This window comes from Oerskovia sp. Root918 (assembly GCF_001428945.1).
GTDB lineage: Bacteria > Actinomycetota > Actinomycetes > Actinomycetales > Cellulomonadaceae > Oerskovia > Oerskovia enterophila.
This window is the reverse complement of record NZ_LMJG01000002.1, coordinates 166,058-191,368: the sequence shown is the minus strand read 5'-3', so window position 1 is coordinate 191,368 and position 25,311 is coordinate 166,058. Positions and strand designations below refer to the sequence as shown.

The window sequence follows — 25,311 nt, the reverse complement described above, 5'->3', positions numbered from 1 at the left end:
AGCCTCTCTGCGCCGATGGTACTGCCCTGGAGACGGGGTGGGAGAGTAGGTCGCCGCCGGACAACCATTCACCAAAGGCCCACCCCACACGGGGTGGGCCTTTGGCGTGCCTGTGACCTACCGGGCAAGACCCCACGACCCAGCTCGTGGGATGATGAACGTCAGTGCATATCGAAGGGACACCGCTGTGAACGACAGCCCAGAACGTCACGCCGACGACCGCGACCGTAGGTCTTCCGGGGCAGGGCGGTCCGGCGACACCGGTCGTTCCTCCGGCTCACAGGGCCGTGGTCAGGGAGCCCCCCGTCGCGAAGGTTCGGGCGGCAAGCCGCCCCGCGCTGGCGGCGACCGTCGTCCGGACTCGGGTGAGCGTCGCTCCTATGGCGACCGCCCCCAGTCCGGTGGTGGCTCCTACGGCGGTGGTGAGCGTCGCTCCTATGGCGACCGTCCGCAGTCCTCGGGCTCGGGTGAGCGTCGCTCCTATGGCGACCGTCCGCAGTCCTCGGGCTCGGGTGAGCGTCGCTCCTATGGCGACCGTCCGCAGTCCGGTGGCGGTGAGCGCCGTTCTTACGGYGACCGTCCCCAGTCCGGTGGTGGCTCCTACGGTGGTGGTGAGCGCCGCTCCTATGGCGACCGTCCCCAGTCSGGYGGYGGCTCCTACGGTGGTGGCGAGCGTAAGAGCTATGGTGACCGTCCGCAGTCTTCGGGCTCGGGCGAGCGCCGTTCCTATGGCGACCGTCCCCAGTCSGGYGGYGGCTYCTACGGTGGTGGTGAGCGCCGCTCCTATGGCGACCGTCCCCAGTCCGGTGGTGGCGAGCGTAAGAGCTACGGTGACCGCCCCCAGTCCAGTGGCGGCTCCTACGGAGGTGGCGAGCGCCGCTCCTATGGCGACCGCCCCCAGTCCGGCGGTGGCGAGCGCAAGAGCTATGGCGACCGTCCGCAGTCTTCCGGCTCGGGTGAGCGTCGCTCCTACGGTGACCGTCCCCAGTCGGGCGGCGGCTCCTACGGTGGTGGCGAGCGCCGCTCCTATGGCGACCGTCCCCAGTCCGGCGGTGGCGAGCGCAAGAGCTATGGCGACCGTCCCCAGTCTTCCGGCTCGGGCGAGCGCCGCTCCTATGGCGACCGTCCCCAGTCCGGTGGTGGCGAGCGTAAGAGCTACGGTGACCGCCCCCAGCGTTCGGCCGACCAGGGTGAGCGTCAGTCGCGTCCTCCCCAGGACCAGCGTCATGCCGGCCCGGAGATCGACGAGGCGGTGCAGTTCTCGGACCTCGACCGTGACGTGCGCGGGCGTCTGCGCACCCTGAGCAAGGAGAACGCGACGGTCGTCGGACGCCACCTGGTCATGGCCGGCAAGCTGATCGACACGGACCCCGAGCTCGCCTACGAGCACGCTCAGGCCGCCGTCCGTCGTGCCGGCCGCGTCGACGTGGTGCGTGAGGCTGCCGGCCTGACGGCCTACCAGACGGGCCGTTACGCCGAGGCCCTGCGTGAGCTGCGTACCGTGCGCCGGCTCAACGGGTCCTCGGAGCACCTCCCGATCATGGCCGACTGCGAGCGAGGCCTCGAGCGCCCCGAGCGCGCCCTCGCCCTTGCCGCCTCCGAGGAGGCGAGCACGCTCGACGCGCACGGTCGTACCGAGCTCGCGCTCGTCGTGAGCGGTGCTCGTGCCGACCTCGGTGAGTTCGAGGCCGCTCTGGCGGTCCTCGACCAGATCCCCGCTGCCGAGGCGCAGGGCGACCTCGCACTGCGAGTCCTCCAGGCCCGCGCCAGCGTCCTCGAGGCTGCAGGTCGTCTCGAGGAGGCCGCCGCGATCCTCGCGGACGTCGACCCGCGCGCACTGGCTGCCGCGCTCGGCACGTCGCTCGACGACGAGGTGGTCGTGTACGACCTGACCGAGGATGCGGTCGAGATCGACGAGGACGAGACCGACGAAGCCTCCGACGCGGACACCGACACGTCCGACGAGGAAGAGACCGACACGTCGTCGGCCTCCGACGGCCCCGAGACCGAGGCCGCGCCCACGGACGAGACGGACGCTGCGGCGTCGGGCACGGAGAACGACGAGGAGACCAAGTGAGCCTGGGGCTGATCGCGAGCGACATCCCGCTCGCAGAACGCTACGACCTGGCCCTCGTCGACCTCGACGGCGTCGCCTACCGCGGCCACGAGCCCATCCCGAACGCCGCCACCGGCCTCGGGGGAGCCCGTGCCGCGGGCATGCGTCTCGTCTTCGTGACGAACAACGCCTCGCGCGAGCCGCAGTCGGTCGCCTCCCAGCTCACCGAGCTGGACATCCCCACGTCCTCGGACGAGGTCATGACGGCCGCTCAGGCCGCCGCCGCGCTCCTGCGGACCCGGCTCGAGCCGGGGGCTCGGGTCCTGGTCGTCGGCGGGGCGGGCCTCTTCACGGCCGTCCACGACGCGGGCTTCGTGATCGTCGAGAGCGCGGAAGAGGAGCCCGTCGCGGTCGCGCAGGGCTTCGCGCCCGAGCTCGGCTGGGCACAGCTCGCCGAGGCCGCGTACGCGATCCAGCGGGGCGCATGGCACGTCGCGAGCAACCTCGACCTGTCGCTGCCCACTGCTCGTGGTTTCGCGCCCGGCAACGGCTCGCTCGTGCGGGCCGTCCAGGCGGCCACGGGGGTCGAGCCGTCGAGCGCGGGCAAGCCCTCGCCGACCATGTACCACCTCGCGGTCGAGCGGGCGGGGGCGTCGTCCCCCCTCGTCGTCGGTGACCGTCTCGACACCGACCTCGCCGGTGCGCGCTCGGGCGGGTACCCGGGCCTGCACGTCCTGACCGGCGTCAACGGGGGCCGCGACGCGGTCCTCGCTGATCCCGGCCTGCGCCCGCACTACATCGGCGCCGACCTCCTGAGCCTCCTGGAGCCCCACGAGGCACCGGTCCAGGCCGCCGAGGGCTGGTGGACGGTCGGCTCGTCCGCCGCGCGTGTGACCGACGGCGCGCTCGAGCTGACGGGTCCCCAGGGCGTCGACCTGATCCGTGCCGCGTGCGGCGCAGCCTGGGCGACGGTCGACGCAGGCGGCACGGTGGATGCGGACACCGTCCCCGAGCTCGCTGTCGGTAACCCCTGAGATCCTGTCCTGACCGGTAGCGTTGCACCGGTGCGGTGACGTGCGGCTTCCCGCCGCGCTCCACCCCACCGGTGCGACGCACCCGACCTTGGACACGGACTGGAGGAACACCTATGGCGCAGGACACCGTCGACGACGGCGCTCCCACCCCGACCCCCGTCCCCACCCCCGGAGACGTGCGGACCGGTGCGACGCCGTCGGGCGACGAGACCACCCACGACGCGGTCACCGCGGCCCTCGGCCGGCTCGACGAGCTGACCGACGCGCCCCTCGAGCACCACGTCACCGTCTTCGACGCGATCCACGAGGCACTGCAGGACCGTCTCGCGGACGCGGAGGACTGAGCGTGAGCGCACGCGTGGACGCCGAGCTCGTCCGCCGCGGGCTCGCCCGCTCGCGCGGGCGTGCCGCCGAGCTGATCGACGCCGGACGCGTCAGTCTCGACGGACGCGTCGTGGCCAAACCCTCCCTGCCCGTCCGGCCTGACCAGGAGATCCTGGTCGATCCCGACCCCGCCGACCAGGGGTACGCGTCACGTGCCGCGTTCAAGCTGGCCGGCGCGCTCGACGCCGTCCGGGCACGCACACCCGATCTGGCTCCCCGTATCGAGGGGGCCTACGGGCTCGACCTCGGGGCCTCGACCGGCGGGTTCACCGACGTCTTGCTGCGCCGGGGGGCGCGCGGGGTCGTGGCCGTCGACGTCGGGCACGACCAGCTCGTCCCCTCGCTGCGGGACGACCCGCGCGTCTCGGTCCGCGAGGGCTTCAACGTGCGCGACCTGACCCCGGACGACCTCGACGTGACGCCCGACGTCGTCGTCGCGGACCTGTCCTTCATCTCGTTGCGACTCGTGCTGCCTCCCGTGGCCGCGGTCGTCGGCCCCGGCACCGACCTGCTCCTCATGGTCAAGCCGCAGTTCGAGGTCGGCCGCGAACGGCTGGGCACCGGGGGAGTGGTCCGCGACCCGGCGCTGCACGCGCGTGCCGTGCTCGACGTGGCGCTCGACGCCGAGGGTCTGGGCCTGCGCCCGCTCGGCGTGATCCCGAGCCCGCTGCCGGGCCCCAGCGGCAACCGGGAGTTCTTCCTGTGGCTGCGCCCCGACCCGCGCGTCGGCGACGTGGCAGGTGGTGCCCACCAGGACGCCCACCGTGCCGCGCTCGAGAACGCGGTCGAACAGGCAGTCCGCTCGCCGCTCGGCGAGCGGCCTCTCGTCGCGCTGATCGGTGAACCCGCCGAACCTGACGGCGTCCGGCCCGCCGACCTGACAGACTCGCACACGGCGCCCGGCGACCAGTCGTCGCCACGCGACCACGCCGGACCACGCGACCAGTCGTCGCCCCGCGACCGCGCGACCGACCACGTGGACCGTGCCGCCGGCACGGACCAGCACCGATCGACCGGAGGAGCCCTGTGACCAGGAGAGTGCTGATCGTCACGCACGGTGGACGACCCGAGGCGGTCGTCGCGCTGCACGAGGCGGTCAAGGAGCTCCAGGACGCGGGCTTCGAGGTCGGGCTGCACGACGACGACCTCGCCGAGACGTTCGGCGACCACATGGCCCAGCTCCGCACGCGCGAGGGCGTCGCCGAGTCCGAGGTCGTCATGGTCCTGGGCGGTGACGGCACCATCCTGCGCGCGGCCGAGCTCACGCACGGCACCGGCGTCCCGCTGCTCGGCGTGAACCTGGGGCACGTCGGCTTCCTTGCGGAGGCAGAGCGCGAAGGGCTGCACGCCGCGGTCCAGCGCCTGGCCGCGCACGACTACGTGGTCGAGGAACGAGGCGTCCTCGAGGTCCGTGTCACGCTGCCCGGCGAGGACGAGCCGCGCGTCGGCTGGGCCCTCAACGAGGCCACGGTCGAGAAGGCGTCCCGCGAGCGCATGATCGAGGTCGCGATCGGCGTCGACGGCCGCCCGTTGTCCTCGTTCGGCTGCGACGGCGTCGTCATGTCCACCGCGACCGGGTCCACGGCGCACGCCTTCTCGGCCGGAGGGCCCATCGTGTGGCCCGACGTCGACGCCATGCTCCTCGTCCCGCTCGCCGCGCACGCACTGTTCGCCCGGCCCCTCGTGGTGGGGCCCTCGTCGACGTTCGCGCTCGAGCTGCTGCAGCGCTCCGCAGGCCCGGGCGTCCTCACGTGCGACGGGCGCCGTCGCATCGACCTGCCCGCGGGCTCGCGTGTCGAGGTCCGGCGCGGTGACTCGCCGATCCGGCTCGCCCGCCTGAGCACCGCGCCGTTCACCGACCGGCTGGTCTCCAAGTTCTCCCTGCCGGTCGTGGGGTGGCGCGGTCGGGTGGCCGAGGACGCCGCCGAGGCCGCCCGCGTCGCACGCCAGGCCGCGACCGCGGCCGTCGACGCGGCCAAGCGGCCCGACGGCGGGCACCCGACCGCACCCGACCCGAAGGGGGAGTGACCGTGCTCGAGGAGATCTCGATCGAGAACCTGGGCGTGATCCGTTCCGCCCGCGTCCCCCTGCACCCGGGACTGACCGTCATCACGGGCGAGACGGGCGCGGGCAAGACCATGGTCCTGACCGGCCTCGGCCTTCTCATGGGCGGCAAGGCGGACCCGTCCACCGTCCGCCCCGGCGCGACCGGTGCCGTGGTCGAGGGGCGCCTGCGCGTGAGCGGGCGCGACGCCGTCGGGCAGCGGATCGACGAGGCAGGCGGCAGCGTCGACGACGACGGGACCGTCGTGGTCCTGCGCACCGTCGCGGCCGAGGGCCGCTCGCGCGCGCACCTGGGCGGACGCAGCGTGCCCCAGGGCGTGCTCGCGGAGATCGCCGACGACCTCGTGACCGTCCACGGGCAGGCCGACCAGCTCCGGCTGCGGACCCCGAGCCACCAGCGCGTGGCCCTCGACGCGTTCGCGGGCCGGGCCCACGCGGCGCTCCTCGAGGAGTACCGCGCCGCGTGGACCGAGCGCAGCGGGCTCCTCGAGGAGATCGCCGACCTGACCACGCGCGCCCAGGAGCGCGCGCGCGAGGCCGAGCTGCTGCGCATCGGGCTCACCGAGATCGAGCGCGTGGACCCCCAGCCGGGCGAGGACACCGAGCTCACGTCGCTCGTCGCGCGCCTCGGCAACGCCGAGGAGCTGCGCCTCGGGGCGCAGGCCGCGCACGACGCGATCGTCGGCGACGACGCGCTCGACGGGGGCGACGTCCCCGGTGACGCGACCTCCGCCGTCGAGCGGGCGCGTCGCGCGCTCGAGACCGCGAGCCACCTCGACCCGAGCCTCACCGGTCTCGTCGAACGGATCGCCGGGGTCGGGTACGCCCTCGCGGACATCGCGACCGAGGTCTCGGGCTACGTCGAGGACCTCCAGGCAGACCCCGGGGGCCTCGAGCAGGCGCACACGCGCCTGGCCGCGCTGAGCGCCCTGACCCGTACCTACGGCGAGACGATCGACGACGTCCTGACCTGGGCCAGCGATGCCGGGCTGCGTCTGCTGGACCTCGACGACGGCGGAGAGCGCCTGCGCTCGATGACCGAGCGCGCCGACGAGCTCACGGCGCTGCTGTCCGCGCTGGGCGCGCGCATCACCGCGTCACGCACCGAGTCCGGCGAGCGGCTCGCGCACGCCGTGACCGAGGAGCTCGCGGGCCTGGCCATGGGCGGCTCGCGGCTCGAGGTCGACGTGACGCCCGCCGACGAGCCGGGCCCGTGGGGCGCCGACGTCGTGACCCTCTCGCTCGTCCCGCACCCGGGTTCGCCGCCGCGCCCGCTCGGCAAGGGGGCCTCGGGCGGTGAGCTCTCGCGCGTCATGCTCGCGATCGAGGTCGCGCTGGCCACGTCGGGCGCCGACGCCGGGACCGACGCCGCCGCACCGCTGCCCACGTTCGTGTTCGACGAGGTCGACGCGGGCGTCGGCGGTCGCGCTGCGGTCGAGGTCGGTCGACGGCTCGCGTCGCTCGCGCGGTCGGCGCAGGTGATCGTCGTGACGCACCTCGCGCAGGTGGCCGCGTTCGCCGACTCCCAGCTCGTCGTGACCAAGTCGCACGGCGGCGCGGACGGAGCCGATCCCGTCACAGTCACGGGCGTGCACGAGGTCACGGGCGAGGAGCGCGTCCGCGAGCTGGCGCGCATGCTCTCCGGCCAGGACGAGTCGGACGCGGCCCGTCAGCACGCGCTCGAACTGCTCGAGTCCTCGGTCGTGGGACGATAGCCGCGATGAGAATCAGTCTGCGCAGATCCACGTCCGACGTGACGGAGCCGGGAACCAGCGGCCCCGCACGAGTCGATGCCCGCACCAAGGCGCTCACCAAGCGGCTCAAGCCCGGTGACGTCGCCGTGATCGACCACCTCGACATCGACCGCGTCGCGGCGGACGCCCTGGTCACCGCCAAGCCTCTCGCGGTGCTCAACGCTGCGAAGTCCATCTCGGGGCGCTACCCGAACCTGGGCCCGGAGATCCTCGTCGACGCCGGGATCATCCTCATCGACGACCTCGGCAGCGGCATCATGAGCATCTCCGACGGGCGTGAGCTGCGCCTCGAGGACGGCCAGGTGTTCGCGGGCGAGGACCTGCTCGCAGAGGGCGTCCGTCAGACCTCCGAGACCATCGCGGTCAGCCTCGACGAGGCGCGCGCGGGGCTCTCCGAGGAGATCGAGCGCTTCGCCGAGAACACCATGGACTACATGCGTCGCGAGCGCGAGCTCCTGCTCGACGGCGTGGGCGTGCCGGACATCCGCACCGTGATCGAGGGCCGTCAGGTCCTGATCGTCGTGCGCGGCTACCACTACCGCGAGGACCTCGCGACGCTGCGCCCCTACATCAAGGAGTACCGGCCGATCCTGATCGGCGTGGACGGCGGCGCGGACGCGATCATCGACGCGGGCTGGAAGCCCGACATGATCGTGGGCGACATGGACTCCGTCTCGGACCGCGCGCTCGCGTGCGGCGCCGAGATCGTGGTGCACGCCTACCGTGACGGCAAGGCTCCCGGCCTCGAACGCGTCCAGGCGCTCGGCGTCGAGCCCGTGGTCTTCCCGGCGACGGGCACGAGCGAGGACATCGCCATGCTCATGGCCGACGACAAGGGAGCCGAGCTGATCGTCGCGGTCGGCACGCACGCGACCCTCGTCGAGTTCCTCGACAAGGGCCGTTCGGGCATGGCCAGCACGTTCCTCACGCGCCTGCGCGTGGGCGGCAAGCTCGTCGACGCCAAGGGCGTCTCACGCCTTTACCAGCACCGGATCTCCAACCTCCAGCTGACCCTGCTCTCGCTCGCCGGGCTCTTCGCCGTGATCATGGCGATGTGGTCCACGGCCGCAGGGCAGACGGTCTTCGGCATCATCGGTGCCCGCTTCGACGACTTCACCTCGTGGATCGGCGCACTGTTCGGGGGCGCATGAGCCCCGGACCCTACGCTCCCACCACCTCCCTGACGCGCGCCGCCCGCACGTCGCCCCGCACGGACACGAAGGACGCAACAGCACAGTGATCGACTTCAGGTACCACATCGTCTCGTTGATCTCGGTCTTCCTGGCGCTGGCGGTCGGGATCATCCTGGGTGCCGGACCGCTGCAGGGCGCGATCGGCGACCAGCTGACCGGGCAGGTCGAGCAGCTGCGTCTCGAGCGCAACGAGCTGCGCGACCAGCTCGACGCGACGAACCTCAAGGTCGCCGACGACCAGGAGTTCATCGTGGCCTCGGGACCGCAGCTCGTCGCGGGCACGCTCCAGGACCGGCGCGTCGCCGTGGTGGACCTCGGCGACGTCGACGGCGACCGCTTCGAGGCGGTGCAGGAGCAGCTCGAGGGCGCCGGCGCGAGCATCGTCGGGCACGTCCGCCTCAACGGTGCGTGGACCGACAAGAAGCAGGAGGACGCGCGCAAGGCGACGGCCACCGAGATCACCGACCTCGTGACCGGGGTCACGGAGTCCGGGACGGACGAGAAGCTGGCAGCAGGGCTCGCGACGTCCCTCACGGCGAAGCAGCTCGCGGCACCCGAGGAGCGCACCCCCGAGGCGGTCCAGATCGAGCTCAAGCTCGCCCAGGCCGAGCTCATCGAGGTCGTCCAGGAGCAGGACGTCCCTGCGGACGTCGTCCTGCTCCTCGCGCCCCAGGGCAAGGTCGCCCCGGCGACCGACACCACGACCGGGACCGCGACCGAGGAGGCCGACACCTACGCGGTCTCGATCGAGGTCCTGCTCGCGCAGGCGGCCCAGGCGCGCTCGGAGGGCTCGCTCGTCGCGGGCTCGACGCCCGTGCCCGGCGACCTGATCTCCACGATCACGGCCGACGGCGACCTCGCGGCCGTCCTGTCGACCGTGAGCGGCATCGAGGCCCCGGCCGGCCAGATCTCCGTCCCGCTCGCCCTCGCTGCCCGCATCGGGGACAAGGTGGGTCAGTTCGGGTTCGAGGAGGGCGCGACCGCGGTCATCCCGCCGTCCGTCCAGCTTCCCCCGGTCGACCGCACGCCCGCAGGGGCGGCCGACACGTCGCTCGGCACCGAGGGTACGGACGGCACCGACGGCGCCGGCGCCGCCAACGAGACGACCGAGGGCTGATCGATGGGCACCTTCCTCCGCGCCCTCGGCGCAGGCGTCGTGTCGGCCGTCGTGACGGGTGGAGCGCGCAGCGTGCTGGACACGGTCTCGCCGGGCGGGCCTGACCGGTGGACGCGCACCAACCACCGGGGCGAACCCATCAGCCTGCTCGAGGGGCCCGCGGTGGCTGCGGGCCTCGTCGCGGGCGCTCTCGTCGCGGGACCCGACGCCCGCACCCGGACGGCGACCGCGCTCGCGACCGCCGGGGGCGGAGCCTTCGGTCTGGTCGACGACCTCGCGGAGGACCCCTCGACGCGAACCAAGGGCATCAAGGGACACGTCGGCGCCCTCCTGAAGGGCCAGGTGACCACGGGGGGCCTCAAGGTCCTCGGGATCGGGACGACGTCCCTCGCCGCAGCCTTCGTCGGCACGCGCAGGACCGGGTCCACGTTCGGCTACCTGACCGACGTCGCGGTCAACGGCTCGATCGTGGCGCTCAGCGCCAACCTCTTCAACCTCCTCGACCTGCGTCCCGGGCGCGCGCTCAAGGCGGGGGCGGCGCTCGCGCTGCCTCTCGTGGTGACGCCGGTCGGCGCGACGTCGGGCGCCGTGCTCGGTGCGGCCGTGGCCGCCGCCCCCGGCGACCTGAGCGAGCGAGACATGCTCGGAGACGGGGGAGCGAACGCCCTGGGTGCTCTCGTGGGCACCCAGGTGGCCTTCGGGACGCCGCGGGCCGTGCGTCTCCTCGCGCTCGCCGGGGTCCTGGGACTCAACGTCGCGAGCGAGAAGGTCAGCTTCTCGAAGGTCATCGACGGCAACCCGTTGCTGCGCCGGTTCGACCAGTGGGGACGGCGTCCTGCGGCACCTGCCGCTCGCCCGACGCCGTCGGCCCCGTCCGCGGTTTCGTCCGTCGACGAGCCGTCGTCCGGTCAGGACGCACCGGCTTGAGCGAGGACGTGACGCCGGGCCAGGACACCGCGCCCGCGCCACGCCCCGCGCGCACCTCCCGGGTGCGTGCGGGGACGCAGACGCTCGCGGGCGCGGCCCTCATGATCACGGCCGTGACGATCGCGAGCCGGCTCGTGGGCTTCGCCCGCTCGCTCGTCATGGCGTCCGCGGTCGGGACCGAGGGCATCGGTGCGGCCTACACGTCGGCCAACATCCTGCCCAACGTCCTGTTCGAGGTCGCGGCGGGCGGCGCGCTCGCGGGCGCGGTCGTGCCTCTGCTCGCCGGTCCCATCGCGCGAGGCGCACGGGTCGACGTGTCCAGGATCGCGTCGGCGCTGCTGGGATGGACCCTCCTGGTCCTCGTGCCGCTCGGCGCGCTGCTCGCGGCCCTGGCGTACCCCATCGCGCACGTGCTGATGGACAAGCACCCTGACCTGATCGACGTCACGGCGTTGTTCGTGCGCGTGTTCGCCCTGCAGATCCCCCTGTACGGGCTCGCGGTGATCCTCGGCGGGATCCTCCAGGCGCACAAGCGCTTCTTCTGGCAGGCGTTCGCCCCGCTCGTGTCGAGCGTCGTGGTCATCGCGGTGTATCTGGTGTTCGCGGGCATGGCCGACGGGAACCAGGCGGACGTCGCTGCACTGTCCACGGACGCGATCGCCTGGCTGGGCTGGGGGACGACGCTCGGGGTCGCGGCGCTGGCCCTGCCTCTGGTCGTCCCCGTCGCCCGAACCGGGACGCGGCTGCGCCCGACCCTGCGCTTCCCCGGCGGCGAGGGCGTCCGGGCCCGCAACCTGGCGTTCGCCGGGGTGGGGGCGCTCGTCGCGCAGCAGGTGTCGGTGCTCGCGGCCATGTACGCGGCCAACAACTTCGGTCCCGAGGAGACGTTCCCGACGTACTTCTACGCGCAGCAGGTCTACCTGCTGCCGTACGCGGTGCTCGCGTTCCCGCTCGCCACGAGCGCGTTCCCGCGCCTGGCCGAGCACGTCGCCCAGGGGAGCCACGAGCTCTTCAGCAGGTTGCTGGCGTCGACGACGCGAACCATCCTCCTCGTCTCGGGCGTGGGGGTGGCCGCGCTCGTGGCGGCCTCTGCTGCGGTCGAGTCGGTCTTCGCCGTCGTCGCCGGCTCATCGGTCGAGGGCCTGGGCACGGCCACCGCAGCGATGGCGCCGGGCATCGTGGGCTTCGCGCTGATCCTGCACCTGTCGCGGGCGCTCTACGTCCTGGACCGTCAGCGCGCGGCCGTCGCGGCGACCGCGACCGGCTGGGTGGTCGTCGCGCTGCTGGCCGTCGCAGGCCCTGCGACGCTCGGGGAGGGCGACCAGGTGCGGGTGCTCGCGCTCCTCGGCCTCGCGACCGCGGTGGGCATGAGCGTCGCGGGACTCCTGCTCCTGCTCGCGGTGCGCCGCCACGCGGGCCCCGAGGCGGTGCGCGGCGTGCCTCGCACGCTGGCCGTGCTGGTCGTGGGCGTGGCGCTCGGCGGTGCGGCAGGCCGGGGTCTCAGCGCGGCCCTCCTGCCCGACGACGCGCACGTCGCCGTGGCGCTCGCCGTGGGCGTCGGGGTCGCGCTGGTCGCGGCCGTGCTCGTCGTCGGGCTGGCGTTGGTCGCGGACAGGTCGTCGGTCGTCGGGCTGGCGCGTCGCGGCCGGGGGAGCGCGCCGAAGGTCGCGGACCCGAGCTAGTCGTGGGGAGCTCGTCGGTCGGTCGCTGACCGACCTGCCCCTTCGGTCGACCGGAGCGGTGGGCTCCGCCGTCGGGACCGCGTGCCTCCGCGGTCGTCCGGCACACCGCCGGCACCTGGCGCAGACTGGTGGACGAGCGCCCGACTGAGAGTCATCCCACGCTGGATCCGGAGCGCCCCCGACAAGTCGCTGATAGCATGGAGTTCCGTGGCAGATCACCTGAACAGACCCCTCGCCGTCAACGGCGGCCGCTCGGACCACAGCACCCGGCACATCTTCGTGACCGGCGGCGTGGCCTCCTCTCTCGGTAAGGGGCTGACGGCTTCGAGCCTGGGTCGCTTGCTCCGATCCCGTGGCCTGCGCGTCACGATGCAGAAGCTCGACCCCTACCTCAACGTCGATCCCGGCACCATGAACCCGTTCCAGCACGGTGAGGTCTTCGTGACCGAGGACGGCGCCGAGACGGACCTCGACATCGGGCACTACGAGCGCTTCCTCGACGTCGAGCTCCCGGCCTCGTCCAACGTGACGACGGGCCAGGTCTACTCGCAGGTCATCGCCAAGGAGCGTCGTGGCGAGTACCTGGGCGACACGGTGCAGGTCATCCCGCACATCACCGACGAGATCAAGTCGCGCATGCGCGCCCAGGCGGGCGAGGACGTCGACGTGATCATCACGGAGATCGGCGGCACGGTCGGCGACATCGAGTCCCAGCCCTTCCTCGAGGCCGCCCGTCAGGTCCGACACGAGCTGGGCCGCGACGACGTCTTCTTCCTGCACGTCTCGCTGGTGCCGTACATCGGCCCGTCGGGCGAGCTCAAGACCAAGCCCACGCAGCACTCGGTCGCGGCCCTGCGCTCGATCGGTATCCAGCCGGACGCGATCGTCCTGCGCGCGGACCGCGTGGTCCCCGAGCCCGTCAAGCGCAAGATCGCGCTGATGTGCGACGTGGACAACGAGGCCGTGGTCAACGCGATCGACGCCCCGAGCATCTACGACATCCCGCGCGTGCTGCACTCCGAGGGCCTCGACGCGTACGTCGTGCGCCGCCTGGGTCTCGCGTTCCGCGACGTGGACTGGGACGGGTGGTCGCAGCTCCTCGAGCGCGTGCACCAGCCCGAGCACCAGGTCGAGGTCGCGCTCGTCGGCAAGTACATCGACCTGCCGGACGCGTACCTGTCCGTGACCGAGGCGCTGCGTGCGGGTGGCTTCGCCAACGACGCCAAGGTCACCATCCGGTGGGTCCCGTCCGACGAGTGCCAGACGCCCGAGGGGGCCGCGGACGCGCTCGGTGGCGCCGACGCGATCCTGGTCCCGGGCGGGTTCGGCGTGCGCGGCATCGAGGGCAAGCTCGGCGCGCTGCGCTGGGCCCGCGAGAACCGGATCCCGACGCTCGGCATCTGCCTGGGCCTGCAGTCCATGGTCATCGAGTACGCCCGCAACGTGCTCGGCATCGAGGACGCGTCGTCGAGCGAGTTCGACCCGGAGAGCAAGAACCCGGTCATCGCCACGATGGAGGAGCAGCTCGCGATCGTCGACGGTGCTGGCGACCTGGGCGGCACCATGCGCCTGGGCTCGTACGAGGCCGCGCTGACGCCGGGCTCCGTGGTCGCCACGACCTACGGCGCGGAGTCGGTGACCGAGCGTCACCGCCACCGCTACGAGGTCAACAACGCCTACCGCGCGCAGCTCGAGGAGGCCGGCCTGGTCATCTCCGGCACCTCGCCCGACTCCTCGCTCGTCGAGTTCGTCGAGCTTCCCCAGGACGTGCACCCGTACTACGTGAGCACGCAGGCGCACCCCGAGTTCAAGAGCCGTCCGACGCGCGCCCACCCGCTGTTCGCGGGACTGGTCGCGGCGGCGCTCGAGGCTCGGACGGCCTGAGGTGACGGTCCGCCCGCTCGCTGACGTCCCGGTCGCCCGGGACGTCAGCGAGGCGCGCGTCCTGCACGCGGGACGCATCTTCGACCTGCGCTCGGAGCAGGTCGACCTGGGCGAGGGCGGCGTGGTGACGCGCGAGTTCGTCGACCACCCCGGGGCGGTCGCGATCGTCGCTCTCGACGAGGACGAGCGGGTCCTGCTCCTGCACCAGTACCGTCACCCGGTGCGGCGCGAGCTGTGGGAGCCGCCGGCGGGCCTGCTCGACGTGGACGGCGAGGACGCGCAGGTCGCGGCCGCGCGCGAGCTGCTCGAGGAGACCGACCTGCGCGCCGCACGCTGGGACGTCCTCGCGGACTACTACACGACCCCGGGCGGCAGCAACGAGGCCCTGCGGGTCTTCCTCGCGCGGGACCTCTCCGAGGTGCCTGCGGCCGAGCGCCACGCGCGCGAGGCCGAGGAGCTCGGCATGGAGCTGCGCTGGGTCCCGCTCGACGAGGCGGTGTCCGCGGTCCTGGCCGGGGACCTGCACAACCCGTCGGCCGTCGTCGGGGTCCTGGCGGCTGCTGCCGCGCGCGCGACCGGGTGGTCGTCGCTGCGCCCCGCGGACAGCCCGTGGCCCGAGCGGCGCGGGGGAGACCCCCGCGCCTGAGGCGCGCACCGCGGAACAGCACACGAGGGCCCGACGGCGTCACGCGCCGTCGGGCCCTCGTCGCACCTCGGGCCTGCGCCCGTGGACCGAAAGGTTTAGGTGCGTTGACCCCGTGCCCCGCCGGCCGCAGTGTCCAGGTGTGTCGCCCCGCATCACCGACGATGTGGGAGCGCTTCCAGCCCGCGAGGACGACGCCGTCCCGCGGACGAGCGCGGCCCCCGGGCGCGACGTCACCCAGAGAGGTAGTCAGATGTCACGATCCCTCCGGCGGCACAGACGGGCGGCGGCCTCGACGGCCGGCGCCGCGCTGCTGTCGCTCCTCGCCCTCGCCGCGGTCCAGCCCGCGGGCGCGGCCCCCGCAGCCGAGGGGGCGCCCCGCGCGAGCACGACGGTGAGCACCGCGACCGCCGCGCCGCGCGTGGCCGTCAGCTCCGAGTACGCCGAGCGCTTCCTCGAGATGTACGACGAGATCCACGACCCCGCGAACGGCTACTTCAGCCCGCAGGGCATCCCGTACCACTCGGTCGAGACCCTCATCGTCGAGGCCCCCGACCACGGCCACGAGACCACGTCCGAGGCGTACAGCTTCTGGCTCTGGCTCGAGGCGGCCTACGGCCGTGCCACCGCGGACTGGACGAGCTTCAACGACGCCTGGGCGACGATGGAGACGTACATGATCCCGCAGCACGAGGACCAGCCGACCAACTCGTTCTACAACCCCCAGAGCCCCGCGACCTACGCCGCGGAGTACGACCACCCGAGCAAGTACCCGGCCGCCCTGAACAGCGGGGTCCGGTCCGGGGTCGACCCGCTCGCGAACGAGCTCAAGGCGACGTACGGGACCTCGGACGTCTACGGCATGCACTGGCTCGCGGACGTCGACAACACCTACGGGTTCGGCGCGGCGCCCGGAGCGGGCTGTCTCCTGGGGCCCGACAGCGAGGGCACGTCGTACATCAACACGTTCCAGCGCGGGACGCAGGAGTCGGTCTGGGAGACCGTGCCGCAGCCGTCGTGCGAGGACTTCTCGTTCGGCGGGACCAACGGCTTCCTCGACCTGTTCACCGGGGACTCGAGCTACGCGAAGCAGTGGAAGTACACCAACGCGTCCGACGCCGACGCGCGTGCGGTCGAGGCCGCCTACTGGGCACACACCTGGGCGACCGAGCAGGGGCAGCCGGAGGCGGTGGCGGCGACCGTGGCCAAGGCCGCGAAGATGGGCGACTACCTGCGCTACGCGATGTTCGACAAGTACTTCAAGCAGCCGGGCTGCACGTCCCCGAGCTGCCCGGCCGGGACGGGCAAGAACTCTGCGCACTACCTGATGTCCTGGTACTACGCGTGGGGCGGGGCGCTCGACCCGGCCGCCGGGTGGGCATGGCGCATCGGGTCCAGCCACGCGCACTTCGGCTACCAGAACCCGATGGCCGCGTGGGCGCTGTCCACGTCGCCTGCCCTCGAGCCGCAGTCGCCGACCGCCGTCGACGACTGGTCCACGAGCCTCGAGCGTCAGCTCGAGTTCTACCAGTGGCTCCAGTCCGACGAGGGCGGGATCGCGGGCGGGGCGACCAACAGCTGGGGCGGTGCCTACGGCACGCCGCCGGTGGGCACGCCGACCTTCTACGGCATGGCCTACCAGGAGGCGCCCGTCTACAGCGACCCGCCCTCGAACCAGTGGTTCGGCATGCAGGTCTGGTCCATGGAGCGTGTCGCGCAGCTCTACCACGAGTCGGGGGACGCGCAGGCCAAGGCGCTGCTCGACAGGTGGGTCCCGTGGGCGATCGCGAACACGCAGGCGACGGGCGGCGCCGACTGGGCCGTTCCCTCGACCCTGCGCTGGACCGGCGCGCCCGACGCGTGGGACGCCGCGAACCCGGGCGACAACTCCGGCCTGCACGTCGAGGTGATCTCGCACGGCCAGGACGTCGGCGTCGCCGCGGCGCTCGCCGGGACGCTGATCCACTACGCCGCAGCGGCGCACGACGACGAGGCCCAGGCCGTCGCCAAGTCCCTGCTCGACTCGATCTGGGAGCACAACCGCGACGACAAGGGCGTCTCGGCGGTCGAGGTGCGCGAGGACTACAAGCGCTTCGACGACGTGCTGACCACGACGACCGGAGACGGCGTCTACGTCCCGTCCGGGTGGCAGGGCACCATGCCCAACGGCGACGAGATCGAGCCCGGCGTGAGCTTCCTCGACCTGCGCAGCTTCTACCGCGACGACCCGGACTGGCCCAAGGTCCAGGCCTACCTCGACGGGGGAGAGGCGCCCGCGTTCCGGTACCACCGCTTCTGGGCGCAGTCCGCGGTGGCTGTGGCGCTCGCGAGCTACGACCGGTTCTTCGGCGAGCCTGCCGGTGAGGACACCACGGCGCCGACCGTGCCGACGGCGCTCGCCGTCGCGTCGACGACCTCGTCGAGCGCGACCCTCACGTGGACCTCGTCGACCGACGACGTGCGTGTCACGGGGTACGACGTCCTGCGCGACGGTGTCGTGGTCGGGACCGCGACCGGGACGATCTTCACCGACACGGGCCTGTCGCCGGCGACGGCATACGTCTACGCGGTCAAGGCGCGCGACGCGGCGGGCAACCTGTCCGCGCCGTCGAGCCCCGTGACGGCCACGACCCGGCCTCCGACCGCCGACACGACCCCGCCCTCCGCCCCTGCGGGGCTGCGAGCCGGGACCGTGACGACGACGTCCGTGCCGCTCACCTGGGACGCGTCGAGCGACGCGGTCGGCGTCACGGGGTACGACGTCTACCAGGGCACGGTCAAGGTCGCGACGGTCGCGGGCACGAGCCACACCGTCACGGGCCTGCAGCCCGCGACCGGGTACTCGTTCAGCGTCGCGGCGCGCGACGCCGCGGGGAACGTCTCGGCGCGCTCGACGGCCGTCTCGGCGACCACAGCACCCGTGCCGACCGGGGCGTGCACGGCGGCCTACCGTACGACCGGCTCGTGGTCGGGAGGATTCCAGGGCGAGGTCACCGTGTCCGCGGGCAACGCCCCCGTCACGGGGTGGACCGTGCGCTGGGACCTCGCCCCCGCCGCGGTCAGCCAGCTCTGGGGTGCCTCGCACACCGTGTCCGGCTCGGTCGTCACGGCGAGCAACCTGTCGTGGAACGGCAGTCTCGCAGCCGGGGGCTCGACGTCGTTCGGGTTCATCGGCACGGGCACCCCGCCGACGAGCGCGTCGGTCACGTGCGCCGCGCCGTGACCTGACGGTCGGTGGTGGCGCTCGTCCCGTGCGCCGCCCTGCGAGGAAGGACGAGGGCCCGACGGCGCGTACCGCCGTCGGGCCCTCGTCGTGCCCCTGCGCTCCCGCCGCCTGACCGGCGGGGCGCCCGGCTCAGCCCTTGACCGTGAACTCGCCCACGAGCAGGACCTCGTCGCGCGACGACGGGCCGACCAGCAGCTCGAACGCCCCGGGCTCGACGACGCGACGCCCCTGGGCGTCGACGAGCGTGCAGTCCGCCACGGCGACCTCGAGGTCGACCACCTGGGACTCGCCCGGTGCCAGGTCGACCTGACGGTAGGCCTTGAGCTCCTTCTCGGCCCACGTGACCGAGGTGACCGTGTCCCGGACGTAGACCTGGACGGTCTCGCGCGCGGGCCGGGTCCCGGTGTTGCTCACCGTGACCTGCGCCCGGACGGTGTCCTCGCGCCCGACCACGGCGTCGAGGACCGAGAGGTCCGCGTACTCGACCGTGGTGTAGCTCAGGCCCTCGCCGAACGCGAAGGGCGGGCGCTGCGTGAGGTCGGCGTAGCGCGTGCCGTGCTGGCCCGGGAGCTGGTTGTAGAAGACGGGCAGCTGCCCGACGTGCTCCGCGAACGACAGGGGCAGGCGGCCCGAGGGCTCGATCAGCCCCAGGACGAGCTCGGCGACCGCTCGCCCGCCGCGCATGCCGGGGTTCGCGGCCCAGACGATCGCCGCGGCGTCCCGGGCCGAGGGCGGCAGGACGAGGGGCTTGGAGGCCACGACCACGACGACGAGCGGCGTGCCGGTCTCTGCGAGCGCGTCGAGCAGGGCGACCTGCGCGCCCACGAGGTCGAGCGTCGCGGTCGAGCGGCCCTCGCCGACCAGCTCGATGCGGTCACCCACGACCGCGACGACGAGGTCGGCGTCGCGGGCGGACGCGACGGCCTCGGCGATCATGGCCGCGTCGGGCTCGGCGGGCTGGACGACCTGGGGGCGCGGCTGCCCGTCGGGGAAGAGCTCGCCCTCGGGGTCCGGGACCAGGGTGAGGATGTCCGCGCCGCGGGCGTGCGTGACCTCCCAGCTGGCGGGGACGTGGTCCCGGAAGCCGTCGAGCACGGTCTGGGTCATCTCGCGCGGGTGGCCGTCGGGCAGCCAGTCGACCTGCCCGGACGCCCCGGCCCAGTCGCCCTGCTGGGTGTGCGGGTCGTCGGCGTTGGGTCCCACGACTGCGATCCGCCGGGTCGGGGCGCCGGCGCTCGCGGCGGCCGCGCGGCCGTCCGGTCCCGCGACGAGCCCGCCGTCGAGGGGGAGCGTCCCGTCGTTCGTGAGCAGCACGAGCGAGCGGCGTGCGACCTCGAGGTTGAGGTCGGCGTGCTCGGACGAGCCGACGACCTGGGCCTGGCGCTCCGGGTCGGGGCGACGAGGGTTCTCGAACAGGCCGAGCTCGAACTTGAGCGCGAGGATGCGAGCGACCGCGGCATCGAGCTGAGCCTCGTCCAGCAGGCCCTGGCGCACGGCCTCCTGGGCCCCCTCGAAGAACTGGGGCGTGGTCATGACCATGTCGTTCCCGGCGCGCACCGCGGCCGCGGCCGCGTGCGTGTGGTCGGGCTGGATGTGCTGCTCCCAGACCATCCGGCCCACGTTGTCCCAGTCCGTGACGAGGGTGCCGGTGTACCCCCACTCGCCGCGGAGCACGTCGCTGAGCAGCCACTCGTTGACCGTGATCGGCACGCCGTCCATCGACTGGTAGCCCAGCATGAAGGTCCGGCATCCCTCGCGCGCGACGCGCTCGAACGGCGGGAGGAACCAGGAACGCAGCTTGCGGCGCGAGATGTCGGCCTCGGTCGCGTCGCGCCCGCCCTGGGTCTCGGAGTAGCCCGCGAAGTGCTTGGCGGTCGCGAGGATCGCCGTCGGGTCGTCGAGCCCGTCGCCCTGGTAGCCCCGGACCATCGCGGACGCGAGCTCGCCGATGAGGAACGGGTCCTCGCCGAACGTCTCGCTCACGCGGCCCCAGCGCAGGTCGCGCGTGATGCACAGCACGGGGGAGAAGGTCCAGTGGATGCCCGTCGCGGCGACCTCGACCGCGGTGGCCCGGGCCACGCGCTCGAGGAGCTCGGCGCTCCAGGTCGCGGCCATGCCGAGCTGGGTCGGGTAGATCGTCGCACCGAGCCAGAACGAGTGCCCGTGGATGCAGTCCTCGGCGATGAGCAGCGGGATCTGCAGGCGGCTGCGCGACGTGAGCTCGTGCGCCAGCAGCGCGTTCTCGGGGGACGTGTGCAGGATCGAGCCGACGTGCACCTCGTTCACGAGCCGCTCGACACCGTCGGCGGCGTTGAGCTGCATCATCTGCCCGACCTTCTCCGGGAGCGTCATGCGCCCGACGAGGTCGGCGACGCGCTCGGCGACGGGCCGCGAGGGGTCCTGGTAGGGCAGGAGGTCGGACATGTGCGGGGTCCCTTCGGAGACGACGACGGTGGCGCGAACGGTGCGGTCGAATCGATCCGAGCAGGCAGTCGTCGGACGGTTCGAGAAAACCATACACTGATAGGTAATTGTCATGACGGCCGAGGAGGGCAGCAGCGGTGAGGGGTGCGCGCGGGCCGGGCGCCCGTCGAGGCTCAGGGGCGCGGAAGCCCCAGCACGTCGTACAGCAGCGTGCTCAGCGGACCCTCGAGGCGGGCCTCGTCGTCGACCATCCACTGGAGCTGTGCGCCGTCGGCCGTCGCGATGATCAGGCGCGCGATCGCGTCCGGATCCAGGTGGGACGGGAGCTCACCGGCCTCCTGCCGCTCCACGACGTCGGCGCTGAGCGTCGCACGCAGCCCCGCGTAGCGGTGGGCCAGGACCTCGTGGGCCGGGTGCTCGCGGTCGTGGGCCGCTGCCGTGAGCGACACGAACAGCTCGACCAGGCCGGGGCGCTCGGCGTTGCCCTTGACGTTCTCCGCGAGGGTGCGCGGCGCGTCGTGGTAGATGGGGCGCCCCGTCTGGTCGCGGCGCACGATCACCTGGGTGAGCAGGTCCTCGCGCGAGTCGAAGTAGTGCATGACCCCGGCGACCGTCAGGCCGCAGCGCGCCGCTACGGTCCGCAGGCTCGTGCCGCGGTACCCCTCGTCGGCGAAGACCTCGAGCGCGACGTCGAGGATCTCCTCGCGCTTGAGCCGTCCCTTTGCGTACACGCCGTCCCTCGCCACCCGACGATCCTATGCGTGACCCGCGCTGCCGACCGGTAGCGTCGGACGACTACCGAACGACCAGGAGAAGCCGATGACGACCGAGCAGTACCGCACCGTCCGGGCGCGGATGAACACGGGCGAGCCCTACGTGGACTACGGCGAGGGGCTCGCGCAGCTCGAGGCCGAGCGGGTCGCGGGCAAGGAGCTCGCGTACGACTTCAACCACTCGCGCCCGAGCCAGGTCGAGGAGCGCGGGCGGATCCTGCGCGAGCTGTTCGGGACCGTCGGGGAGGGGGTCTGGGTCGAGCCGCCGCTCAGCGTGTCCTACGGCTCGCACGTCCACGTGGGGAACCACGTCTACGTCAACTTCAACCTCGTGCTGGTCGACGACGCCGACATCCACATCGGCGACCGGGTCATGTTCGCCCCCAACGTCACCGTGAGCACCGCGGGCCATCCCGTCGAGCCCGAGGCGCGCCGCGACGGGACCCAGTTCTCGCTGCCCGTGCGCATCGAGGACGACGTCTGGATCGGCTCGAACGTCGTCATCCTGCCCGGGGTCACGATCGGCGCGGGCTCTGTCGTCGGCGCGGGCAGCGTCGTGACGCGCGACGTCCCGCCGCGCGTGGTCGCGGTCGGCTCGCCCTGCCGGGTGCTGCGCCCGGTCGACGACCAGGCTCGCGCTGCGGTCGCCGCGGGCGTGCCGGTCGACGGAGCCTGAGGGGCCCGCACCGGACGCGGGAGGGACCCGACGCCGTCGGGTCCCTCGCGCGGTCGGCGCACCTCGGCGGAGGTGGGGCGCGCACTAGAGTGGGGCGGGTGTCCTCGTCGGTCCCGCGCCCTCGCGCCCTCGTCCTCGGGCCGGTAGTCGTCGAAGGGCGCCACGGGACTCCCGTCGCCCCCTCCAGCGCCCGCGCGAGAGCCCTCGTGGTCGCGCTCGTGCTCGCGCAGGGGCGGACCGTGAGCACCACCACGCTCGTCTCCGACCTGTGGCCCGACGAGCAACCTGCCGACCCGCGCGCGGCGCTCCAGAGCCTCGTCTCCCGCACGCGTTCGGCGCTGGCCGAGGGCCTGCTCGTCTCGGGGCCCGGCGGCTACTCCCTGCGCACCGAGAGTGACCTCGACGTCGCGCGCGAGCGCACCCGTCACGCCGCGGAGGCGCTCGCGGCGGGGGACTCCCACGAGGCCGTCGAGTCGGCGCGCGCCGCGCTCGAGCTGTGGCGGGGCGAACCCGGCGACGACCTGCTCGACCTGCTCGGCGGTCCGGTCGGCGAGGAGCTCGTCGCGACGGCCGAGCACCGCCGGGCCGAGGCCGAGCAGACCCTGCTCGACGCGCTCCTCGCCGCGGGCGACCACCAGGCCGCGGTCGGGTGGGCCGAGCGGGCCGTCGAGCGCGCTCCGCTCGACGAGGACGCGCACCTTGCCCTCCTGCTCGCCTACGAGGGGACGGGGCGCGGGGCCGACGCCCTGCGCGCGTTCGGCGCCCTGCGCACCCGGCTCGCGACCGAGCTGGGGACCGACCCGCGCGCGGACCTGGTCGCGCTCAACACCCGGATCCTGCAGGCCGCGGGCTCCTCGCCCGCACCCCGCGCACCCCGGCGGGGGACGGCGCTCGGGCTGCGCGCCGCGCCCAACGCCCTGGTCGGCCGCGAGGCCGACGTCGTCGCGATCCTCGGCCTCCTGGCGCGGTCCCGGCTCGTCACGGTGCTCGGGCCGGGTGGCATGGGCAAGACACGCGTGGTGCAGGAGGTCGCCCACCGGTCGGTCGGGACGACCCCGCTCGTCGCGGTCGTCGAGCTCGCGAGCGTGCGCACGGGCGAGGACATCGGCCTCGCCCTCACGTCGGCGCTCGAGATCCGGGACACGCGCGGTCTGCGGCTCGGCGACCAGGTCGCGCGCACCGAGGTCCACGAGCTCGTCGCCGACCGCCTCGGGGAGACCGAGACCCTGCTCGTGCTCGACAACTGCGAGCACGTCGTGGAAGAGGCCGCCCGCTGGGCTGCCGAGCTGCTCGCCGTGGTCCCCGGGCTCACGATCCTCACGACCAGCCGTTCGCCCCTCCAGGTCGGTGGCGAGCAGGTGCACCCGCTCGACCCCCTCGCCACGGCCGGCTCCGTGGACGGTGGCGTGGGGCCCGCCGTCGAGCTCTTCCGCGCCCGCGCGCTCGCGGCGCGCCCCGGCGCCGACCTGCCCGACGACGTCGTCGACCGGCTCTGCACCCACCTCGACGGTCTGCCGCTCGCGATCGAGCTCGCGGCGGCGCGCGTGCGCACGCTCTCAGTGCAGGAGATCGAGCGCCGGCTCGACGCCCGCTTCGCCCTGCTCACCACGGGCGACCGGGGCGCCCCCGCCCGCCACCGGACGCTGCACGCCGTCATCGACTGGAGCTGGAACCTCCTTACCGCCCCCCAGCAGGAGCTGCTGCGCCGCCTGTCCCTGCTGCCCGACGGCTTCGGTGCGCAGACCGCGCAGGAGGCCTCCGCCGTCGGGCTCGACGACGTCGAGGCGCTCGTCAACCAGTCCCTCCTGAACGTGACCGACGAGCCCCTGTGCCACACCGCGCGCTACCGCATGCTCGAGACCGTGCGCGAGTTCGGCGCGCTCACGCTCGACGAGGCCGGGGAGCGCGAGACCGCCCAGGAGGCGACCTACCGGTGGGCCGTCCACCTCGCGCGCCGCGAGGTCGCCCGCCTCGAAGGACCCACGCAGGTCCCGGCGATGCTCGCGCTGCGCGTCGAGCAGGAGAACCTCTTGCACGTGCTGCGCACGGCGCTCGCGGCCGACCGGCCCGACGTGGTCCTGCCCGTCTTCCATGCGCTCGGCCTGCACTGGTCCCTGCGCGGGGCCCACACCGAGGTCGTCGGGCTCGGCCGCGACGTGCTGCGCGTCGTCGCGGGCTGGCAGGGTCGGGCCGTGCGGGGCGCACCGGACGTTCCCGCCGAGCAGCTCACGCGCGAGGCGGGCATCGTGCTCTTCCTGCTCACGGCCTCGACGCCCAACGGCGACCCGGCGACCGGCGTCCGAGCAGCGGCCCGGCTGCGCCGTCTCCACCGCGACGCCGACATCGGCTCGCGCGCCGCCGCGCTCACCGACCTCCTGGCCGACGCGGGCGACCCGCTCGGCATGGGACCGCGGCTCGCCGAGCTCCACGGGTCGCCCGACCCGTTCGTCGCGCTCGTGACCCACCTGCTCAGCGCCCAGCTCTCCGAGAACGCCGGACGCCTCGACGAGGCGATCGCGCAGGTCACCGTCGCGCACGGGTTCGCGACCCGCGCCCAGGACACGTGGGGAGCAGCGACGTCGGCCCTCTTCCGCGCCCAGCTCGCGAGCGAGCAGGGCGACGCCGCCCAGGCGCTCGAGTGGGTCGCCCGTGCCCGCGAGGGGCTCGGCCGGCTGCACGCGGACGAGGACCTGCGCCAGCTCGACTGGCTCGAGGCGACGAACCTCGTCCTCGTCGGGCGCATCGCCGAGGCCGAGCCGCTGTTCACCTCGCTCGTCGAGACCGACGACGACCCCGTGCCGTCCGGGCTGGGTGGGACCGCGCACGAGCTGCGCTCGATCGGGCATGCCGGCCTGGCCGAGATCGCCGCTGCGCGCGGTGACCACGCGCGTGCCCTGGCCGAGCTCGAGGCGGCCAACGCCTCGGTCGGGAGCGGGCCTCCGCGGCGCTCGCCCTGGTACACGATGTTCGCTGCGGGGTGGCTGTCGACGATCGTGCTGCCCGCCCCCGGGACGACCGGGCCGTGGGACCCGGACCCGCTGCCCGTTCCCCAGGCCGAGCGGCTGGCCCGCGAGATCCGCGTGCGCATGATCGCCGGGCACCGCGCCGCTCCGGGGATGGTCGACTACCCCGTCCTCGGGACGGCGGCGCTCGCCCTCGGGGCGTACCTGTGGTCGTCGCCCGGGCTCGGCCGGGTCGACGACGGGCTCGTCCTGCTCGAGCTCGCGCAGCGCATGGGAGCCCGGCAGGACGTGCCCTCGCTCCGCACGCCGGACCACGTCGCGTGGGCGCGCACCCTGCACGGTGACGCGCGCGTAGACGATGTGCGCGACGCCGTCGGGCGGCTGGCGCACGACGACCTGCCCGGCCGGGTCATGGAGATCCTGCGCACCGGCCCCTGGACCCGACCCACGGCATGACGACGGGCGGTGCCCCGGCGGGATCCGCCGGGGCACCGCCCGTCCGTGGTGGAGC

At 73.5% G+C, this 25,311-nt stretch carries 18 protein-coding genes; 15 read left to right on the top strand and 3 right to left on the bottom strand.

Going from position 1 to position 25,311, the window contains the following annotated elements:
• Positions 1–277 precede the first annotated feature (277 nt).
• Complete coding sequence (locus ASE27_RS20165; RefSeq protein ID WP_157257395.1) at positions 278–1,228, bottom strand: hypothetical protein; 951 nt, start codon at positions 1,226–1,228, stop codon at positions 278–280.
• 24 nt (positions 1,229–1,252) lie between these two features.
• Here ASE27_RS20165 and ASE27_RS05635 point away from each other — a divergent pair, with 24 nt between their 5' ends.
• From ASE27_RS05635 to ASE27_RS05575, 13 genes are all read left to right on the top strand, one after another.
• Positions 1,253–2,077: a hypothetical protein gene (locus ASE27_RS05635; protein ID WP_056647251.1), complete on the top strand. Its 825-nt coding sequence runs from the start codon at positions 1,253–1,255 to the stop codon at positions 2,075–2,077.
• Positions 2,074–3,090, top strand: a complete 1,017-nt coding sequence (locus ASE27_RS05630; protein ID WP_056647247.1) for an HAD-IIA family hydrolase — start codon at positions 2,074–2,076, stop codon at positions 3,088–3,090. The genes ASE27_RS05635 and ASE27_RS05630 overlap by 4 nt, the downstream gene beginning before the upstream one ends.
• Before the next feature lie 113 nt (positions 3,091–3,203).
• Positions 3,204–3,434: a hypothetical protein gene (locus ASE27_RS05625; RefSeq protein ID WP_056647244.1), complete on the top strand. Its 231-nt coding sequence runs from the start codon at positions 3,204–3,206 to the stop codon at positions 3,432–3,434.
• 2 nt (positions 3,435–3,436) lie between these two features.
• A complete protein-coding gene (locus ASE27_RS05620; RefSeq protein ID WP_082608577.1) occupies positions 3,437–4,504 on the top strand; it encodes a TlyA family RNA methyltransferase in 1,068 nt (355 codons plus the stop codon).
• On the top strand, positions 4,501–5,502 hold the full coding sequence (locus ASE27_RS05615; RefSeq protein WP_056647241.1) for an NAD kinase: 1,002 nt from the start codon (positions 4,501–4,503) through the stop codon (positions 5,500–5,502). Before ASE27_RS05620 ends, ASE27_RS05615 begins: the two co-directional genes overlap by 4 nt.
• Positions 5,503–5,504: 2 nt before the next feature.
• A complete protein-coding gene (recN, locus tag ASE27_RS05610) occupies positions 5,505–7,253 on the top strand; it encodes a DNA repair protein RecN (protein ID WP_056647334.1) in 1,749 nt (582 codons plus the stop codon).
• 5 nt (positions 7,254–7,258) lie between these two features.
• Positions 7,259–8,443 (top strand): putative cytokinetic ring protein SteA, encoded by a 1,185-nt coding sequence (gene steA / locus ASE27_RS05605; RefSeq protein ID WP_056647238.1) that lies wholly within the window; start codon positions 7,259–7,261, stop codon positions 8,441–8,443.
• 85 nt (positions 8,444–8,528) lie between these two features.
• On the top strand, positions 8,529–9,602 hold the full coding sequence (locus ASE27_RS05600) for a copper transporter (RefSeq protein ID WP_056647235.1): 1,074 nt from the start codon (positions 8,529–8,531) through the stop codon (positions 9,600–9,602).
• A 3-nt stretch (positions 9,603–9,605) separates the two neighbouring features.
• Positions 9,606–10,529 carry a hypothetical protein gene (locus tag ASE27_RS05595; RefSeq protein WP_056647232.1) on the top strand — a complete coding sequence of 308 codons (924 nt, stop codon included), beginning with the start codon at positions 9,606–9,608 and terminating at the stop codon, positions 10,527–10,529.
• Positions 10,526–12,211, top strand: coding sequence for a murein biosynthesis integral membrane protein MurJ (gene murJ / locus ASE27_RS05590; RefSeq protein WP_235534560.1), 1,686 nt, complete (start codon positions 10,526–10,528; stop codon positions 12,209–12,211). The genes ASE27_RS05595 and murJ overlap by 4 nt, the downstream gene beginning before the upstream one ends.
• Before the next feature lie 207 nt (positions 12,212–12,418).
• Positions 12,419–14,095 (top strand): CTP synthase, encoded by a 1,677-nt coding sequence (locus ASE27_RS05585; protein WP_056647229.1) that lies wholly within the window; start codon positions 12,419–12,421, stop codon positions 14,093–14,095.
• A 1-nt stretch (position 14,096) separates the two neighbouring features.
• A complete protein-coding gene (locus tag ASE27_RS05580; protein ID WP_056647226.1) occupies positions 14,097–14,741 on the top strand; it encodes an NUDIX hydrolase in 645 nt (214 codons plus the stop codon).
• A 250-nt stretch (positions 14,742–14,991) separates the two neighbouring features.
• Complete coding sequence (locus tag ASE27_RS05575; protein WP_056647223.1) at positions 14,992–17,961, top strand: glycoside hydrolase family 48 protein; 2,970 nt, start codon at positions 14,992–14,994, stop codon at positions 17,959–17,961.
• 132 nt (positions 17,962–18,093) lie between these two features.
• Here ASE27_RS05575 and ASE27_RS05570 read toward each other — a convergent pair whose 3' ends face one another.
• Both ASE27_RS05570 and ASE27_RS05565 read right to left on the bottom strand, forming a co-directional pair.
• Positions 18,094–20,388, bottom strand: a complete 2,295-nt coding sequence (locus tag ASE27_RS05570) for a glycoside hydrolase family 3 N-terminal domain-containing protein (protein WP_056647217.1) — start codon at positions 20,386–20,388, stop codon at positions 18,094–18,096.
• 173 nt (positions 20,389–20,561) lie between these two features.
• On the bottom strand, positions 20,562–21,134 hold the full coding sequence (locus ASE27_RS05565; protein WP_056647214.1) for a TetR/AcrR family transcriptional regulator: 573 nt from the start codon (positions 21,132–21,134) through the stop codon (positions 20,562–20,564).
• 73 nt (positions 21,135–21,207) lie between these two features.
• On the opposite strand from ASE27_RS05565, the gene ASE27_RS21120 reads away from it, so the two are divergent.
• Positions 21,208–21,837 (top strand): sugar O-acetyltransferase, encoded by a 630-nt coding sequence (locus tag ASE27_RS21120; RefSeq protein WP_056647211.1) that lies wholly within the window; start codon positions 21,208–21,210, stop codon positions 21,835–21,837.
• A gap of 98 nt (positions 21,838–21,935) precedes the next feature.
• A complete protein-coding gene (locus ASE27_RS05555; RefSeq protein ID WP_157257394.1) occupies positions 21,936–25,256 on the top strand; it encodes a BTAD domain-containing putative transcriptional regulator in 3,321 nt (1,106 codons plus the stop codon).
• The last annotated feature ends 55 nt before the right edge of the window (positions 25,257–25,311 follow it).

What these genes read in the sequence shown, in the direction of transcription:
- ASE27_RS05570 (WP_056647217.1), bottom strand. Translation starts at nt 20,388, where the DNA reads ATGTCCGACCTCCTGCCCTACCAGGACCCCTCGCGGCCCGTCGCCGAG.
- ASE27_RS21120 (WP_056647211.1), top strand. Translation starts at nt 21,208, where the DNA reads ATGACGACCGAGCAGTACCGCACCGTCCGGGCGCGGATGAACACGGGC.
- ASE27_RS05625 (WP_056647244.1), top strand. Translation starts at nt 3,204, where the DNA reads ATGGCGCAGGACACCGTCGACGACGGCGCTCCCACCCCGACCCCCGTC.
- steA (WP_056647238.1), top strand. Translation starts at nt 7,259, where the DNA reads ATGAGAATCAGTCTGCGCAGATCCACGTCCGACGTGACGGAGCCGGGA.
- ASE27_RS05595 (WP_056647232.1), top strand. Translation starts at nt 9,606, where the DNA reads ATGGGCACCTTCCTCCGCGCCCTCGGCGCAGGCGTCGTGTCGGCCGTC.
- ASE27_RS05575 (WP_056647223.1), top strand. Translation starts at nt 14,992, where the DNA reads ATGTCACGATCCCTCCGGCGGCACAGACGGGCGGCGGCCTCGACGGCC.